At 40.2% G+C, this 17451-nt stretch carries 15 protein-coding genes; 13 read left to right on the top strand and 2 right to left on the bottom strand.

What is annotated here, in order from left to right; all coding sequences use genetic code 11:
* Positions 1 to 27: 27 nt before the first annotated feature.
* Positions 28 to 264 (bottom strand): DUF2627 domain-containing protein, encoded by a 237-nt coding sequence (locus CRI88_RS20585; protein WP_004231186.1) that lies wholly within the window; start codon positions 262 to 264, stop codon positions 28 to 30.
* Between the two features lie 386 nt (positions 265 to 650).
* On the opposite strand from CRI88_RS20585, the gene CRI88_RS20580 reads away from it, so the two are divergent.
* From CRI88_RS20580 to CRI88_RS20535, 10 genes are all read left to right on the top strand, one after another.
* Entirely contained in the window at positions 651 to 1745 is a 1095-nt protein-coding gene (locus CRI88_RS20580) for a Leu/Phe/Val dehydrogenase (protein ID WP_048392303.1), read from the top strand.
* A gap of 185 nt (positions 1746 to 1930) precedes the next feature.
* The gene (gene lpdA, locus CRI88_RS20575) at positions 1931 to 3358 is read left to right on the top strand and encodes a dihydrolipoyl dehydrogenase (RefSeq protein WP_058844036.1); all 1428 of its coding nucleotides are present in this window, start codon (positions 1931 to 1933) and stop codon (positions 3356 to 3358) included.
* 86 nt (positions 3359 to 3444) lie between these two features.
* Entirely contained in the window at positions 3445 to 4461 is a 1017-nt protein-coding gene (locus tag CRI88_RS20570; RefSeq protein ID WP_036122822.1) for a thiamine pyrophosphate-dependent dehydrogenase E1 component subunit alpha, read from the top strand.
* Positions 4461 to 5444, top strand: coding sequence for an alpha-ketoacid dehydrogenase subunit beta (locus CRI88_RS20565; protein WP_008179931.1), 984 nt, complete (start codon positions 4461 to 4463; stop codon positions 5442 to 5444). The genes CRI88_RS20570 and CRI88_RS20565 overlap by 1 nt, the downstream gene beginning before the upstream one ends.
* Before the next feature lie 170 nt (positions 5445 to 5614).
* On the top strand, positions 5615 to 6952 hold the full coding sequence (locus tag CRI88_RS20560; protein WP_058844037.1) for a dihydrolipoamide acetyltransferase family protein: 1338 nt from the start codon (positions 5615 to 5617) through the stop codon (positions 6950 to 6952).
* Between the two features lie 133 nt (positions 6953 to 7085).
* The gene (locus tag CRI88_RS20555; RefSeq protein ID WP_231745025.1) at positions 7086 to 8777 is read left to right on the top strand and encodes a methylmalonyl-CoA mutase family protein; all 1692 of its coding nucleotides are present in this window, start codon (positions 7086 to 7088) and stop codon (positions 8775 to 8777) included.
* Positions 8774 to 10927: a methylmalonyl-CoA mutase gene (scpA, locus tag CRI88_RS20550; protein ID WP_036122829.1), complete on the top strand. Its 2154-nt coding sequence runs from the start codon at positions 8774 to 8776 to the stop codon at positions 10925 to 10927. The genes CRI88_RS20555 and scpA overlap by 4 nt, the downstream gene beginning before the upstream one ends.
* A complete protein-coding gene (gene meaB / locus CRI88_RS20545) occupies positions 10927 to 12024 on the top strand; it encodes a methylmalonyl Co-A mutase-associated GTPase MeaB (protein WP_036122834.1) in 1098 nt (365 codons plus the stop codon). The genes scpA and meaB overlap by 1 nt, the downstream gene beginning before the upstream one ends.
* A gap of 148 nt (positions 12025 to 12172) precedes the next feature.
* On the top strand, positions 12173 to 12613 hold the full coding sequence (locus tag CRI88_RS20540; protein ID WP_036122837.1) for a BrxA/BrxB family bacilliredoxin: 441 nt from the start codon (positions 12173 to 12175) through the stop codon (positions 12611 to 12613).
* A 184-nt stretch (positions 12614 to 12797) separates the two neighbouring features.
* Positions 12798 to 13775, top strand: a complete 978-nt coding sequence (locus CRI88_RS20535) for an aromatic acid exporter family protein (protein ID WP_036122840.1) — start codon at positions 12798 to 12800, stop codon at positions 13773 to 13775.
* A 22-nt stretch (positions 13776 to 13797) separates the two neighbouring features.
* Here CRI88_RS20535 and prli42 read toward each other — a convergent pair whose 3' ends face one another.
* Positions 13798 to 13893, bottom strand: a complete 96-nt coding sequence (gene prli42, locus CRI88_RS22600; RefSeq protein ID WP_155273190.1) for a stressosome-associated protein Prli42 — start codon at positions 13891 to 13893, stop codon at positions 13798 to 13800.
* A gap of 125 nt (positions 13894 to 14018) precedes the next feature.
* Here prli42 and mce point away from each other — a divergent pair, with 125 nt between their 5' ends.
* The 3 genes from mce (at position 14019) to CRI88_RS20520 (ending at position 17046) form a co-directional block, all read left to right on the top strand.
* Positions 14019 to 14432, top strand: coding sequence for a methylmalonyl-CoA epimerase (mce, locus tag CRI88_RS20530; RefSeq protein WP_036122844.1), 414 nt, complete (start codon positions 14019 to 14021; stop codon positions 14430 to 14432).
* Between the two features lie 5 nt (positions 14433 to 14437).
* Entirely contained in the window at positions 14438 to 15985 is a 1548-nt protein-coding gene (locus CRI88_RS20525; protein WP_036122848.1) for an acyl-CoA carboxylase subunit beta, read from the top strand.
* 107 nt (positions 15986 to 16092) lie between these two features.
* Positions 16093 to 17046 carry a coiled-coil domain-containing protein gene (locus CRI88_RS20520; protein ID WP_058844039.1) on the top strand — a complete coding sequence of 318 codons (954 nt, stop codon included), beginning with the start codon at positions 16093 to 16095 and terminating at the stop codon, positions 17044 to 17046.
* Positions 17047 to 17451: the final 405 nt, after the last annotated feature.

Here is a 17451-nt window from a genome sequence, read left to right as displayed (position 1 = left end):
CGGTGAGACTTATGTGGATAGCTATTTTTATTTTTTCTGAAAGCGTGGTGCTACTTTTCCATTTTTTCGGTCGCGATGTAGTAAAAATCCTGCGAAAAACCCAAAGCCTATTACAAAGAAAATAACACCTACTACAAATTGTAGCCATAAAAATGGGAATGGTGAAATGAGTTTACCAAATAATGTATCACGCATAAATTTAATGCCACCTGCAGCCATAAGACCTGGAATAAGCATTACAATAAATGCAGCTAAACGGGCCATGCATACCCCTCCTTATTCCTATGATTAATTGTACCTGTGGATGATGGAATGTCAAGGAAGGGAGAAATCAATATAATATTTTTAAATAAAAACGAGGAAGGACATAAAGTAGCCGCTGTAACAGAATGTTTAGAAAATTCTTACTTAAATAAGAATATGTAATAATAGTTGCGAAATTGTGAATTTGTCAGTATTGTAAAAATAAGTGGAGCAATATTATCCATTACTAAACAATTTTTTCTTCATACATTGGGGTCTAAACACCTACTGAATAAGAGGGGCTCAGTCTTACTGAGATGGCAACGCGATGGAGACAGGATTGTTAGATAAAACTTGATTGGATGGGCATTTGGGGATGCACTTTCCAAAGCAAAGGGGCGAGTTTCATGGAAATCTTCAAGTATATGGAAAAGTATGATTATGAACAATTGGTATTTTGCCAAGATGAAGCATCAGGGTTAAAAGCGGTTATCGCTATCCATGATACAACACTTGGACCAGCACTAGGTGGAGCACGTATGTGGACATATGCATCAGAAGAAAATGCTATTGAAGATGCGTTACGTTTAGCAAGGGGTATGACTTACAAAAATGCTGCAGCTGGTTTAAACCTTGGCGGTGGAAAAACGGTCATTATAGGTGATCCATTTAAAGATAAAAATGAAGAAATGTTTCGTGCATTAGGTCGTTTCATCCAAGGATTGAATGGCCGTTATATTACAGCCGAAGATGTAGGTACAACGGTATCGGATATGGATTTAATCCATGAAGAAACAAACTATGTAACAGGAATTTCTCCTGCATTTGGTTCTTCAGGTAACCCATCTCCAGTAACAGCGTATGGCGTTTACCGTGGTATGAAAGCGGCGGCAAAAGAAGCATTTGGTTCCGATTCATTAGAAGGATTAAAAGTTTCTGTACAGGGTCTAGGAAATGTAGCCTACAAGCTTTGCGAGTATTTACATAATGAAGGGGCAAAACTTGTTGTAACAGATATCAATCAGGCGGCCATTGATCGAGTTGTTAATGACTTCGACGCTATTGCAGTGGCACCCGATGAAATTTATGCGCAGGAAGTCGATATTTTCTCACCATGTGCATTAGGCGCTATTTTAAACGATGAAACAATTCCACAACTAAAAGCGAAAGTGATTGCTGGATCTGCTAACAATCAATTAAAAGATTCTCGCCATGGTGACTATTTGCATGAATTAGGTATCGTCTATGCACCAGACTATGTGATTAATGCTGGTGGCGTGATAAACGTTGCAGATGAATTATATGGTTATAATCGTGAACGTGCAATGAAACGCGTTGATGGTATTTATGATAGTATTGAAAAAATCTTTGCTATTTCTAAACGGGATGGCATTCCAACATATGTGGCAGCGAATCGCTTAGCTGAGGAACGTATCGCTCGTGTAGCGAAATCTCGCAGCCAATTCTTAAAAAATGAAAAAAATATTTTACACGGTCGCTAATCGACATGGTTGATACATTATGAGAAGTCGCATTGTCGACTTCTTCTATTTTCAACCAGAAATAAGGATCTCGATGAAGTGAAGCTAAAGCTCTTCTAAAGCAAGAACTAACCGTTGGAAAATTGGTAAGTTGGTTGTTTAATAGATAGATTACTTTAGCATTTTTCTCAAAAGGGGGAATAAACATGGCTCAAAATTATGATGTTGTCATCTTAGGTGGAGGTACAGGCGGATATGTTGCTGCCATTCGAGCTGCGCAGTTGGGCTTGAAAACAGCTATTGTAGAACGTGAACGCTTAGGCGGAACTTGCTTGCATAAAGGTTGTATCCCAAGTAAAGCCTTACTTCGAAGTGCGGAAGTATACCGCATGGCTAATAAAACAGCTAGTGACTATGGTGTCGATATTGAAGGTGTGACATTGCAATTTGACAAAGTTCAGGCTAGAAAACAAGCCATCGTTGAGCAATTAAGTCAAGGTGTGAATACACTGATGAAAAAAGGCAAAATAGATGTTTATCATGGTACAGGGCGAATTTTAGGGCCATCTATTTTCTCTCCTATGCCAGGCACGATTTCTGTAGAGATGTCCAATGGTGATGAAAATGAAATGCTTGTTCCTACAAACGTTGTCATTGCAACGGGTTCAAAGCCTCGTGGAATGGCAGGCTTAACGGTTGATGGGCAATATGTGCTGAATTCAGATCATGCCTTAGCGTTAGAAAAATTACCAAAATCATTATTAATCGTTGGTGGCGGTGTCATTGGAATTGAGTGGGCATCTATGCTATGCGATTTTGGTGTGTATGTAACGATCGTCGAATACGGTCCATCGATTTTACCAGCAGAAGATGCAGATATCGTCAAAGAAGTGACGAAACAGCTTGAAAAACGAGGTGTTCGCATTGTGACGAATGCTCGACTAGATGCGAGTACATTCAAAATTGAAAATGATAACGTTTTCATTTCAGCGACGGTGGATGATAAAGAAGAAATTTTTGAAGCAGATAAACTATTACTTTGTGTAGGACGTGAGGCGAATACGCAAGGTATTGGCTTAGAAAATACAGAAATCGAAGTTGAAAATGGCTTTATTAAGGTGAATGATTCCTATCAAACGAAGGAATCCCATATGTATGCTATAGGTGATGTGATTGGTGGCTTACAATTAGCACATGTTGCTTCTCATGAAGGAATGGCAGCTATTGAACATATTGCAACAGGTAAAACAGAGAAATTGGATGATTTGAAAGTACCAAAATGTGTTTACTCATATCCAGAGGTTGCCAGCATTGGCTTGACAGAGCGTGCTGCAAAAGAACGTGGATTTTCATTAAAGATTGGTAAATTCCCATTCAAGGCTATTGGGAAAGCATTAGTTAATGGTGAGGCAGAGGGCTTTGTCAAAATTATTGCGGATGAAGAAACAGATGATATTTTGGGTATTCATATGGTAGGGCCTCATGTGACCGATTTAATTGGGGAAGCATCATTAGCGAAAGTATTAGATGCAACGCCATGGGAAATTAGTCAGGCTATTCATCCACATCCATCGTTAAATGAGGTTTTAGTGGAATCTGCTTTAGCGGTTGATGATCGTGCTATCCATTTTTAATTTTCTGAATTTCATAACTAACGTATCCAAATGTGGGGATATAGGATAAGATAGTTATTTCTCTATAATACGAAAGGGGTGTTCGTATGCAAGATGTACAAATCAAACATGAAGATTTAGGTTTGTCAAATGAAGATGTACTTGCTATGTTCGAAACAATGTTAATGGCCAGAAGATTAGATGAGCGTATGTGGTTATTAAATCGCTCTGGTAAAATTCCGTTTGTTATTTCTTGTCAAGGCCAGGAGGCAGCACAAGTTGGAGCAGCCTTTGCACTTGATAATAATAAGGATTATATTGCACCATATTATCGTGATATGGGTGTGGTTTTACATTTTGGTATGACACCAAGAGAACTGATGTTGTCTGCATTTGCAAAAGCAGAAGATCCAAACTCCGGTGGTCGTCAAATGCCAGGTCACTTTGGTCAAAAGAAAAATCGTATTCTAACAGGATCATCTCCTGTCACAACGCAAGTTCCGCACGCAGTTGGTGTTGCGCTTGCTGGACGTCTACAAAAAGAAGATTTTGTTTCTTTCGTTACGCTTGGGGAAGGTTCATCTAACCAAGGAGATTTCCATGAAGGAGCAAACTTTGCGGGTGTTCATAAGCTACCCGTTATTATTATGGTAGAAAACAATCAATATGCTATCTCTGTGCCAGTTGAACGTCAATTAGGCTGTGCCAAAGTATCTGATCGTGGTATTGGTTACGGTATGCCGGGTGTGACGGTAGATGGTAAATGTCCATTACAAGTGTATAAAGTGGTAAAAGAAGCAGCAGACCGTGCACGTAATGGAGAAGGTCCAAGCTTAATTGAAACGGTGACATATCGTTTAACAGCCCATTCTTCAGATGATGACGATCGTCAATATCGTACGGCTGAAGATATTGCAGAAGGTAAAGCAAAAGATCCGATTCTATTATTTGAAAAGTATCTGATGGATGCTGGCGTTATGACAGAAACAATTCGCACTGAAATGGAACAACGTGTGATGGCTGAAGTAAATGAAGCAACAGATTATGCAGAAGCGGCTCCATATGCACAACCAGAGCATGCACTTAAATATGTTTATGCACCAGTGGACGGAGGTGACATGTAATGGCAGTTATGTCTTATATTGATGCGATTACATTAGCAATGAAAGAAGAGATGGAACGTGATGAGCGTGTTTTCATTTTAGGAGAGGACGTTGGTCGTAAAGGTGGGGTATTTAAAGCCACAAATGGACTATACGATCAATTCGGCGAATATCGCGTGCTAGATACACCACTTGCAGAAAGTGCCATCGCAGGCGTTGGAATTGGTGCTGCAATGTATGGTATGCGTCCAATTGCAGAAATGCAATTTGCTGATTTCATTATGCCAGCTGTCAATCAAATCGTTTCGGAGGCAGCGAAAATTCGTTACCGTTCCAATAACGATTGGACTTGTCCAATGGTCATCCGTGCTCCTTTTGGTGGAGGCATCCACGGTGCACTTTATCATTCACAATCCGTTGAAGCACTTTTTGCTGGGACACCAGGTTTGAAAATTGTCATACCATCAACACCATATGATGCAAAAGGTTTACTGAAAGCGGCGATTCGTGATGAAGATCCGGTATTATTTTTCGAACATAAACGCGCGTATCGCTTAATAAAAGGTGAAGTACCGCTAGATGATTACACATTACCAATTGGTAAAGCAGATGTGAAACGTGAAGGGGACGATGTAACAGTAATTACGTATGGTTTAGCAGTTCACTTTGCCCTCCAAGCGGCTGAACGTCTAGCTGCAGATGGTATTTCCGCTCATATCCTTGATTTGCGTACGGTTTATCCTCTTGATAAAGAAGCGATTATTGAGGCTGCAAGTAAAACAGGCAAAGTATTACTTGTCACAGAGGATAATAAAGAAGGCAGTATCATGAGTGAAGTTGCCGCGATTATTGCAGAACATTGTTTATTTGAGCTTGATGCTCCAATTCAACGTCTAGCAGGACCTGATGTGCCAGCCATGCCATATGCACCAACAATGGAGAAATATTTTATGATTAATCCTGATAAAGTTGAACGTGCAATGCGAGAACTTGCTGCGTTCTAACAGATCACAATAAGGCTGAATGAAAAAACGAAAAGCCTCAGACGGATGAACAGATTTTGACTTACGTGTAGGTAAGTCAAAATTTGTCTAATTGCCTATCTACGTTTAATGATTTTAGCGCTGCATCAGGTACAAGGACGCCTAGGCTTAATTGATGGGAGGAATAAAGGATGTCAGTTCAAAATATTACAATGCCACAGCTCGGCGAAAGTGTAACAGAAGGTACAATTGAAAAATGGCTTGTTAAGCCTGGAGATACAGTTAAAAAATATGATTCATTAGCAGAGGTTGTTACAGATAAAGTAAATGCTGAAATCCCATCATCATTTGAAGGGGTTATTACGGAGCTTCTTGCGCAAGAAGGTCAAACCTTGCCAGTTGGGGCAGTCGTATGCTCGATTGAAATAGCTGGAGAGGGCGAATTACCACCTCCACCAGCTGAAAAAAAATCAGCAGTAAGCACAGCTATTTTAAATGCTGGTGTTCAAAAGAAACAGGAGGCACCACAGCAGGTGGCAGCTCCAGCAGCTGCACCAAAAGAGGCGCGTAAAGATAAAGTACGCTACTCACCAGCCGTTCTTCGACTTGCACAGGAGCACGATATTGCACTCGATCAAGTGACGGGCACAGGTGAAGGTGGTCGTATCACAAGAAAAGACCTGATAAAGCTAATTGAAACTGGCAATATCCCTACAGCAAATGATGTCGCACCAACTTCATCAACGGTGCAACCTACAGTTGAGCCAGCACCGACAGCACCACAGCAACAAGTGGAAAAAGCAGTTGCACCTGTACCTGTTCATCCTGGAGATATTGAAATTCCAGTGACAAAAGTGCGTCGTGCGATTGCAAATAATATGGTAAAAAGTGTCCATGAAGCACCACATGCTTGGATGATGATGGAAGTGGATGTAACAGATTTAGTGTCTTATCGTGATAGCTTAAAGAATGAATTTAAGCAAAAAGAGGGCTTTAATCTTACATATTTCGCCTTCTTTGTAAAAGCAGTTGCTCAAGCATTAAAGGAATTCCCAATGCTGAATTCAATGTGGGCGGAAGATAAAATTATCCAAAAGCATGACATCAATATTTCGATTGCAGTAGCAACAGATGATGCCCTATTTGTGCCTGTTATAAAACACGCAGATGAAAAATCCATTAAAGGAATTGCTAAAGAAATCCATGAACTTGCCAATAAAGTTCGTACAGGTAAATTGGCAATGGGTGACATTACTGGTGGTACATTTACTGTTAATAATACGGGAGCATTTGGCTCTGTTCAATCGATGGGGATCATTAATTACCCACAAGCAGCGATTCTTCAAGTGGAAAGCATTGTAAAAAAACCAGTCGTTTTACCAGGTGGAATGTTTGCTGCACGTGATATTGTGAATTTATGTTTATCATTAGATCATCGTGTGTTGGATGGACTTGTATGTGGTAAATTCCTAAATAGAGTGAAAGAAATACTCGAAAATACAAATAAATCTTCAACGTCAGTCTACTGATGACTCGTCGGAAACCTGCTGTATAAGGGTTTCCGATTTTTTTTATGCTTTTCGAGTCGCAATTTGTCATGTAGAATAACAAATAGAAACTACTAAGGGGGGAAGCTGATTAAGCGTCCGCATGTCAAACAACATGAAAAATATTGAATTTGAAAAACCAGCCTATTCAGACTGGCAAGATGCAGCAATCAAAGCTTTAAAAGGGAAACCATTTGAGTCACTATTTTCCAAAACAAATGAAGGTGTTACATTACAGCCGATTTACACGCAAGAAAGTTTAGTAGCTAAGCTTGGAGAAGAGCTTGATTTACAAGTTGCCACAATCCGTTCCCTACAAAATAGTCAAGCGTTTCAGGTGGCACAGCAAATTCACGCTGATACAAGTGAAGCATTTTTTGCACAGCTTGAAGATAGTTTAGCGCGAGGCAATGAAGTGATTACAGTGGATAGTCGTGTGAAGTTTGATTGGACAGAAGAAGTATTGGTCAAATTAGCATCATATTTCTCAGAATATTCATTTAAAATTACTATTAAAAATACAAAAGACCCATTATTAGCATTATTTGACAATATTGCAGAGGATCAACGTGAAGCAGTTAAAGGTTTCATTGTTTCTAAGGACCCAATCTCTTTCAACGCATTTCCGAACGTGCGCTCAGTCAGTGCTGACACGACCGTTTATCACAATGAAGGTGCCAACGCAGTACAAGAGCTAGCCTATGCACTTGCATTAGCAGCCAAGTTTGCAGAACAGGAAGAAAGCTTTGAAGCATTCTCGAAGAAGTTTTTTGTAATCTTTGCCATTGATACACAATTCTTTACGGAAATTGCCAAACTTCGTGCTTTTAAAGTACTTTGGAAAGCGTTCTCATCCGCTTATGGTGTGACAGACAGTGTAAAAATCCCAACGGTTGCTGAAACATCACTAAGAAGCTTTTCTAAATTAGATGTGTATGTCAATTTATTACGTTCTTCCAATGAAGCGCTTTCTGGTTTAATTGGTGGAGCTGATCTCTTTACTGTTCATCCGCATGATGTGTTAACGAAGCCTACGGAACAATCGATTCGTATCGCTCGGAATGTATCATTAATATTAAAAGAAGAAACAAATGTCTTGAAAGTGACAGATCCAGCAGGAGGCTCTTATTTTATTGAGTCGTTAACAGCAGACTTTGTAAAAGAAGCATGGTCATTATTTTTAGATATCGAGGCTGCTGGCGGGATGGATGAATATATAGCGTCTGGCAAGCTTGCGGAAGAAGTGGCAACCACTTATCATACTCGAATCAAAGCTGCATCAACACGTAAGCAATCATTAATTGGAACGAATATTTATGCAAATCCAGCAGATGTACTTGAGCAGGATACAAACCCATTATTTGCTGATATCAAACGTATTGCTGTTCCATTTGAGAAGTTGCGTGCAGAAATGACAGCAGCTAATGTGAGAACAGGTATTTTAGCATTAGGGTCATTAAAAAGCTCTAAGCCACGTGCAGATTTTGTAGCTGGTTTCTTAAATACAGTTGGTCTTGTTCCAGAAAAAAGTGAGCCAGTGGCAACTGCTGAAGAGGCGATTGCTTGGTTGCAGGCTACAGAGGCTAAGTATGTTGTAATTGCAGGCAGTGACGATGATACAAAGGCACTTGTACCGGCTATTTTAGCTGCACAACCAGCAAATGTGCTTATAGATGTTGCAGGTAAATTTAAAGATGAAGAAGAAGCATGGTTAGCAAATGGTTTAAACGGCTTTATTTTCGCAGGACAGAACATCATTGAAAAATTACAGTCCGTGTTTGCGAGCATGAAGGAGGTCCAACGATGAGCAAGCCTAATTTTAATGTAGTAGAAATAGAAAAAGTGTTAACAGCTGAAGCCCCACAAGCGTCTGACGACAAGTTTATGACAAATGAAGGGATTGAAATTAAAGATATTTACACGAAGGAAGATATTAAAGATGCGAAACATTTAAACGATGTAGCAGGTATTGCACCTAATACACGTGGACCATACCCTACTATGTATGTAGCACGTCCTTGGACCGTTCGCCAATACGCAGGTTTCTCAACGGCTGAGGAATCCAATGCCTTCTATAAACGAAATTTGGCAATGGGGCAAAAAGGTCTTTCTGTAGCGTTTGACTTAGCGACGCATCGAGGCTATGACTCAGATCATCCACGTGTAACAGGGGATGTAGGGAAAGCTGGTGTTGCTATTGACTCTGTTGAGGATATGAAAATCCTTTTCGATCAAATACCGTTAGATCAAATGTCCGTTTCTATGACAATGAATGGAGCAGTTTTACCAGTTCTTGCCTTCTATATTGTGGCAGCTGAAGAGCAAGGGGTAACACCAGACAAATTAGCAGGTACAATTCAAAATGATATTTTAAAAGAATATATGGTGCGTAATACATATATTTACCCACCAGCTATGTCAATGCAAATCATCGCAGATATTTTTGAATATACAGCGAAATATATGCCAAAATTTAACTCTATTTCAATTTCTGGTTACCATATTCAAGAAGCTGGCGCAACAAATGACATTGAGCTTGCCTATACGTTAGCAGATGGCTTGGAATATGTACGTACAGGATTGAAAGCAGGAATTGATATCGATGCCTTTGCACCTCGTCTATCGTTCTTCTGGGCAATCGGTATGAATTATTACATGGAAGTAGCTAAAATGCGTGCAGCACGTCGTATTTGGGCACAAATGATGTCAACATTTAATCCGAAAAATCCGAAAACATTAGCATTACGTACCCATTCTCAAACATCGGGCTGGTCTTTAACGGAGCAAGATCCATTTAACAATGTGGCTCGTACATTATTCGAAGCGAATGCATCTTCAATGGGACACACACAATCCCTCCATACCAACGCACTGGATGAAGCGATTGCACTTCCAACAGATTTCTCGGCACGTATCGCGCGTAATACACAGTTATTTTTACAAGAGGAAACAGCGATGACGAAAGTGATTGATCCATGGGGCGGTTCGTACTATGTGGAGAAACTAACAGAAGAAATTACGCAATCCGCTTGGGCATTGATCGAAGAAATTGAAGCACTTGGAGGGATGGCCAAAGCGATTGAAACAGGACTTCCGAAAATGAAGGTTGAAGAAGCCGCAGCCAAACGCCAAGCAAAAATTGACTCTAAAACAGAAACCATTGTAGGAGTGAATAAATATCGCTTAGCAAAAGAAGAGCCAATTGACATTTTGGATATTGATAATACAATTGTTCGTCAAAAACAAATTGAACGTTTAGAAGCGATGAAGGCAGCACGTGATGAAGCAGAAGTTCAAAAACATTTAGCTCGCTTAACAAAAGCTGCTCAAGATGGTGAGGAGAACTTACTAGCTGTGGCGGTGGATGCAGCGCGTGCGCGTGCCTCTTTAGGTGAAATTTCTGATGCTATCGAGGCGATTTCTGGTCGTCATAAGGCCGTGATTCGTTCTATTTCAGGTGTTTACTCTGCCAATTTCTCAGATGAGGAGCAAATTGCGGAAGTGAAGCAAATGACAGAAGAATTCCTTGAAAATGAAGGACGTCGTCCACGTATTTTAGTAGCAAAAATGGGACAGGATGGACATGACCGCGGTGCCAAGGTGGTCGCAACGGGCTATGCTGATTTAGGCTTTGACGTAGATATTTCACCATTATTTATGACACCTGCTGAGGCTGCTCAAATGGCTGTTGAAAATGATGTCCATGTCATTGGTGTATCTTCACTAGCAGCAGGTCATAAAACATTAGTGCCTGAATTAATTGCGGAGCTTGAAAAGCTAGGTCGTGAAGATATTATCATTATTGTTGGTGGTGTTATTCCAGCGCAAGATTATGACTTCCTTTACGATGCTGGTGCAGTAGCCATTTTTGGACCAGGTACAGTGATTCCTGTATCTGCACAAAAAATTATTGAAGAAATCTACAAACGTTTAGGCTATGAGGAAGTGTCTGAATAATGGACAAAAACAAAGGAATGGAAGACAGTGCGCTATTTGTCATGGACGGAGTCGAGGCAACTCACGACGGTATGCAGTATGGCACACCTAAAAAATTCCGAAAGAAAAAGGCAGACAATATGAATGTAGGAGAGCTTGCTCAACAAGTACGTGTGGGCTCTCGCACACATTTATCAAAAGCCATTACCCTCATTGAAAGTGCCAACGCTACTCATAAAGTGCAAGCACAAGAATTATTACAGGAGCTTCTTCCGCATACAGGAAATAGTATTCGAATTGGCATTACCGGAGTTCCAGGAGCGGGAAAAAGTTCATTCATTGAGGCTTTCGGAACAATGCTTTGTGATATGGGAAAACGAGTAGCTGTTCTTGCGATTGATCCAAGTTCTTCCTTATCAGGTGGGAGTATTCTTGGCGATAAAACACGCATGGAAGAGCTCGTTAAGAAGCCTACTGCATTTGTTCGCCCATCTCCATCGGCAGGTACCCTTGGGGGTGTTCACAAAAAGACCCGTGAAACAATGTTAGTTTGTGAGGCGGCAGGCTATGATGTGATTTTAATTGAAACGGTTGGTGTAGGGCAAAGCGAAACCTACGTCCGTGGGATGGTTGATTTCTTTCTACTCCTTGTGTTAACAGGGGCAGGAGATGAATTGCAGGGCATGAAAAAAGGCATCATGGAATTAGCGGATGCCATTGTCGTGCATAAAGCAGATGGCGATAATGTTCGTTTAGCTAAAAAAACGGTTGCAGAGTATAAGCAAATTTTGCATTTTTTACAGCCCGCTACACTCGGTTGGATGTCTACAGCAATGCCTGTTAGTTCATTAGAAAAACGGGGACTTGATAAGGTTTGGGAGACAATTGGAGATTTCAAGCAAATTGTTGAAGCCAATCACTATTGGGCTACTCGTCGACAACAACAAACAAAAGAGTGGTTTCAATCGATGATTACCGACCATTTAATTGATCAATTTTATGGGAATCCACAGCGTAAAGCACAGGTACTGCTACTTGAACGTCAAATTTTAAGTGGACAACTGACTGTCACACAAGGTGTCGATCGTTTATTTAACGAAGAGCAGGAAGACAAGTAAACGAATCTTAGTATTCAACTGAATTGTGATGAGCAAGTAGGTGCACAAATTCGTTGCAAACTGCTATGATAAGAGATGGATGAGCGTCAAAAAAATTTTATAGGCAATCATGCTGAATGGACGCGAACTTGAAAGGAGCTATCGCTATATGAATATGGATTACGATTTATTTATGCAGGAAATTTTAAAAACAGCACGTGCTGAAATTGAGGCAGCGGGTTACGAACAACTACAAACACCAGAAGCTGTTGAAGAGGCGTTTACTCGCCCAGGTACAACATTAGTAATGGTGAACTCAGTATGTGGTTGTGCGGGCGGTATCGCTCGTCCAGCAGCGGCACAATGTGTTCATTACGATAAACGTCCCGATCATTTAGTTACAGTGTTTGCAGGGCAAGATAAAGAAGCGACTGCAGCGGCACGTTATCATTTTGGAGAAGATCACCTACCTTCTTCACCATCTTTCGTTCTATTAAAAGATGGACAAGTAGTTGCAGAAGTTGGTCGCTATGAAATTGAAGGGCATGATCCAATGTCCGTTGTGACAAACTTGCAAGCAAACTTTGAAGAATATTGTGATGAGCTTTAATTCTATTCTTGCATAACAAAAATGAATTCAAATGAAGTAGAAAAGCCTCATAGATCACAGAATCTATGTAGGCTTCCTACTGTCATCATGTATAGATAGTTTCATTATTACTAAAATTTTTGTAATATTGGCTAAATAATTAGCTAAAAGAGTGAAGAGTACTAAACGATAGGAGGCAGTCGGCCTGAAGAAATTTTCAATCGGCTATCGAACTTTAAAAACAGCAATTGGTGCGGCCATCGCTATTGCCATTGCTCAGTATTTTGATTTAGCCTCGTATGCATCTGCTGGTATTCTAACCATATTATGTGTGCAGCCAACGAAAAAAAAATCTATTCATGCAGCTTATACACGATTGGTCGCGAGTATTGTGGCAATGCTTTTTGCCTTTGTAAGCTTTGAATTTTTTACTTATCATCCGCTTACATTAGCAGGCATGCTCCTGTTATTCATTCCAACCATTGTATCATTAAAGGTAGCAGATGGATTTATTTCTAGTGTTGTAATTATAATGCATATTTATGCTGCTGAAGGTTTTTCATTAGCACTTGTTTATAATGAATTAGCGTTGATGGCAATCGGTTATGGCACAGGGATTGCCATTAATATGTATATGCCAGACATACAAAAGGAATTAAATTACTACAGAGTTAAAATTGAGGAGCTATACAGCAAGATTTTTTTAGAAATTGCCACCTATTTACGTCAAGGAGACACGCTATGGAATGGACATGAAATCATTGAAGCAATCCGAACGCTAGAAGAGGCAAAATCATTGGCGTTTAAAGATGTTGAAAACCATTTTATGAGACTTAAAAATGATTACTATGTGTATTTTGATATGCGTGAGCAGCAGCTAGAAATTATCGAACGAGTATTGCCAAAAGTGACGACACTACCTGTTATAGTACAAGAGGCTGAAATTGTGGCAGATTTTTTACAAGACCTCGGTGAGCATGTTCATTCGGGGAATACGGCAAGTCATTATCGAGAAAAATTAGAACATGTAAAACGTGATTTTTCTCAGCTGCCTTTACCGCAAAACCATGAACAATTTATCGCTCAAGCCGCTCTCTATCAGTTTATCGAGGAGATGGACAGGTATTTAGAAATAAAGCAGTCATTTAAGGGCTTAAAGGCTAAAAAAGAGCGCCCACAGTAACGTGGACGCCTCGGGCTTTGCCTTAAACTAACATGGATAATCCGAATGCTAGAGATGAGATTAGCATAATCGCGATCATGCTATAAACAACGATTTTTTGAAATTTTTTATTACTCATATGCTCGTTCGCTCCTTCTTTTCTTATAAATAGTTTAGCAAATCTGAAAAATTTCTCAAGTAGTAGAGTTTTGACAAAAAAATCTGTAAAATAGAGTATGTACCATAACAGAAGGAGATGTCACCATGGAGAAAGTAGACCATATTGGGATTGCAGTGCGCGATCTTGATGAACGCATTACATATTATACAGAAACTTTAGGCTTAAAGTTGATGAAAGTAGAAGAAGTAGAATCTCAACAGGTTCGTGTGGCATTTATCGACGCAGGTAACGTGAAATTAGAGCTATTAGAACCAATGAGTGATAAAAGTGCCATTTATGGATTTATTGAAAAACGTGGAGAGGGAATTCACCATGTTGCCTTCGGTGTAACAGGAATTCGTGAGCGTATGACAGAGCTTCGTGAAAAGGGTGTACGTCTATTATCGGAAGAGCCAGGACCTGGTGCTGGAGGTGCAGAGGTTGCATTTATGCATCCTAAATCCTCATTCGGGGTGTTATATGAATTATGTGATAAAAGTGGAAAAGGGGATAAGTGATCATTATGGATATGTTCGACAAAATCAATGACTTGTATGACCGTAAGACTGTAATTGAACTTGGTGGTGGCTATGAGCGCATCGAAAAACAGCATGAAAAAGGGAAATTAACAGCTCGTGAGCGTATTGATTTGCTACTAGATGAAGGGACATTTTTCGAAATCAACCCATTTATTACTCACCGTACAGTAGACTTCGGGATGGACAAAATGGAAGGCCCTGGTGATGGTGTAGTTACTGGTTTCGGTAAAATTAACGGACGTCCAGTATACTTATTCTCTCAAGATTTCACAGTGTTTGGTGGGGCGCTTGGTGAAATGCATGCCAAAAAAATGGCGACAGTGATGGATCTAGCTGCTAAAAACGGTACACCATTTATCGGTATTAATGATTCAGGTGGTGCACGTATCCAAGAAGGTGTTCTGTCTCTAGATGGCTACGGTCATATTTTCTACCGCAATGCGATTTATTCAGGCGTGATTCCGCAAATTTCTGTTATTATGGGACCTTGTGCTGGAGGAGCGGTTTATTCGCCGGCTATCACAGACTTTATCTTAATGGTGGATAAAACATCTCAAATGTTCATAACAGGACCTAAAGTCATCGAAACTGTAACAGGTGAGAAAATCTCTGCTGAAGATTTAGGTGGTTCGAAAGTAAATAATGCGGTAAGTGGGAATGCTCATTTCCGTGCGCCATCTGAAGAAGAGGCAATTGAAGAAATTAAAAAACTATTAAGCTATTTACCACAAAACAATAAAGAAAAGGCACCTCGACAAGCTCGACCTGAAGGAGATGACTACCGTCCAGAAATCGTGGATACAGTGCCAATCGAAACAACACGTCCATATGATGTTCGCAAAGTAGTTGAGCAGGTAGTGGATGAAGGTTCATTCATGGAAGTACATGCAGAGTTTGCGAAGAACGTAGTAGTTGGTTTTGCACGCATTGCTGGTGAATCAGTAGGGCTTGTTTGTAACCAACCAAAAGTACTTGCTGGTGGATTAGATATTGATTCTTCTGATAAAGCAGCTCGTTTCATCCGTACTTGTGATGCGTACAATATCCCAATTATCACATTTGAAGACGTATCTGGCTTCTTCCCAGGCGTTAAACAAGAGCATGGCGGTATTATTCGACATGGTGCAAAGATTCTTTATGCGTATTCAGAAGCAACAGTACCAAAAATTACAGTGATTTTACGTAAAGCTTATGGAGGCGCTTACGTTGCTTTAAACTCTAAATCAATCGGTGCTGACCTTGTATTTGCATGGCCAAATGCTGAAATTGCTGTTATGGGTGCTGCTGGCGCAGCGAACATCATCTTTGCCCGTGAAATTGCGAAATCAGATGACCCAGAAGCAACACGTGCAGCAAAAATTGAAGAATATAAAGAAAAATTCGCCAACCCGTATGTGGCAGCATCTCGCGGCATGGTAGACGATGTAATCGATCCACGAGATACACGTATGAAGCTGATTCAAGGACTGGATATGCTTTCAAATAAACACGAAACACGTCCTGAGAAAAAGCACGGGAATATTCCTCTATAAAATGAGTACAAGCCTAGTAGCTAATGAGTTGCTAGGTTTTTCATTGCTAAAAAGTGAAACATTTTTTCTTGCCATCCGTACTGATATAGTAAGAGGAGTTGAGATGAATGGAATGGAAGCAATTGCAAACAGAGCAAGTAAAGATTCATGCACAACTAAGAAAGGCATCAAGATTAAACGAGCAAAGCGAATTATTGCATAAGCAGATTCACTATACACAACAGGAAATAGACAAACATACGACAGCCCTCAACCAAATTCGATCAAAACTTGATAAATTGGATGGCTTCTCATTTATGAATATGATTCGTACGTGGACTGGACAACAAGATGAACTACGCGCTGAAAAAATTGATAAAGCAGCAGTTCTTGAATTAAAGATTAGTGAAGCGAAGAAAATGCAAGCGGATTTAACAGAAGATAGTGTTCAAGTAACCAATAAGCTAGCTCAATTTGATGAAATGGCGTTACAACAAGAACTTCAACAAATCTATGCGAAAAAGAAAAAGTACTTACAGCTTCATGATGTTGCTCAGGCAAAGAAGCTAGAGCATTTAGCACATGAGGAAATGGTAACAAAGCAACTCATAACAGAAATTCAAGAGGCTGAGGAAGCGGGGGAAGTAGCTCTAACAAAGCTAGGGCAAGCAGCAGCCTCTCTTCATTCGGCTAGTGGCTATTCCTCCTGGGATACTTTCTTTGGTGGCGGGCTGATTGCCACTCACTTAAAGCATGATGCACTCGATCAGTCAGAAAACTATTTACATCGGGCTCAAATCGCGTTGCAACGTTTTCATAATGAATTATTGGATGTTCATGAGATGTCAACGAAATCGCTGCATGTAGAAACAGATGGGTTTGTGAAGTTTGCTGACTACTTCTTTGATGATATTTTTTCTGCATGGTCTGTCCATTCTAAAATTTCAACAGCAAGAGAACAAGTTTCACGGGTTCAGGACGATGTACATAATACCATTTGGCGCTTACAGGATAAACAAAATAAAGCAAATAACTACCTACAAGCTATAGAAAAAGAAAAAGAGGCTATTGTCAATGCCTAAGGAAAGTCTGAGAATTTTTCATAGTTTTGGAAAATAAAACTACCACAGAACTTTTGTGAAAGATGAAAGTGGATTTCCGTTGCAGGCTGCTTGCTTTCCTGTGAGCGAGTACCAGGCCGCTTCCTTCGCTACCGCTCCGTTTAGAGGCTCGCCTGTCTCGCTATCCCACGGGAGTCAAGTAGCCCTCCACTCCAATCTATAAAAATATTTCTTTATTAGTAAAGGCTTTCAATTAAAGAGAAGGTATTCACTACTCTTTATGGAGGGGTGTTGTCACACATCACTTCTCCACATTGAAAATAGGAACCTATCCTTTCTCTAATAAGACAAATAATGGGCTAAGGAAAAGACACTTTTGCACATGGTTGATTGGAGTGGCGCCAGCGTCACTCCTAGGGGATTTAG

The sequence above is a fragment of the Lysinibacillus fusiformis genome (assembly GCF_002845985.1).
In the GTDB taxonomy this organism is placed as follows: domain Bacteria; phylum Bacillota; class Bacilli; order Bacillales_A; family Planococcaceae; genus Lysinibacillus; species Lysinibacillus fusiformis_D.
The sequence above is the reverse complement of the archived record's forward strand: the minus strand, read 5'-3'. Positions and strand labels throughout refer to the sequence as shown.

Excerpts from the sequence above, each read along its gene's own strand:
- CRI88_RS20585 (WP_004231186.1), bottom strand. The coding sequence starts at position 264 with ATGGCCCGTTTAGCTGCATTTATTGTAATGCTTATTCCAGGTCTTATG.
- CRI88_RS20580 (WP_048392303.1), top strand. The coding sequence starts at position 651 with ATGGAAATCTTCAAGTATATGGAAAAGTATGATTATGAACAATTGGTA.
- lpdA (WP_058844036.1), top strand. The coding sequence starts at position 1,931 with ATGGCTCAAAATTATGATGTTGTCATCTTAGGTGGAGGTACAGGCGGA.
- CRI88_RS20570 (WP_036122822.1), top strand. The coding sequence starts at position 3,445 with ATGCAAGATGTACAAATCAAACATGAAGATTTAGGTTTGTCAAATGAA.
- CRI88_RS20565 (WP_008179931.1), top strand. The coding sequence starts at position 4,461 with ATGGCAGTTATGTCTTATATTGATGCGATTACATTAGCAATGAAAGAA.
- CRI88_RS20560 (WP_058844037.1), top strand. The coding sequence starts at position 5,615 with ATGTCAGTTCAAAATATTACAATGCCACAGCTCGGCGAAAGTGTAACA.
- CRI88_RS20555 (WP_231745025.1), top strand. The coding sequence starts at position 7,086 with ATGAAAAATATTGAATTTGAAAAACCAGCCTATTCAGACTGGCAAGAT.
- scpA (WP_036122829.1), top strand. The coding sequence starts at position 8,774 with ATGAGCAAGCCTAATTTTAATGTAGTAGAAATAGAAAAAGTGTTAACA.
- meaB (WP_036122834.1), top strand. The coding sequence starts at position 10,927 with ATGGACAAAAACAAAGGAATGGAAGACAGTGCGCTATTTGTCATGGAC.
- CRI88_RS20540 (WP_036122837.1), top strand. The coding sequence starts at position 12,173 with ATGAATATGGATTACGATTTATTTATGCAGGAAATTTTAAAAACAGCA.
- prli42 (WP_155273190.1), bottom strand. The coding sequence starts at position 13,893 with ATGAGTAATAAAAAATTTCAAAAAATCGTTGTTTATAGCATGATCGCG.
- mce (WP_036122844.1), top strand. The coding sequence starts at position 14,019 with ATGGAGAAAGTAGACCATATTGGGATTGCAGTGCGCGATCTTGATGAA.
- CRI88_RS20525 (WP_036122848.1), top strand. The coding sequence starts at position 14,438 with ATGGATATGTTCGACAAAATCAATGACTTGTATGACCGTAAGACTGTA.
- CRI88_RS20520 (WP_058844039.1), top strand. The coding sequence starts at position 16,093 with ATGGAATGGAAGCAATTGCAAACAGAGCAAGTAAAGATTCATGCACAA.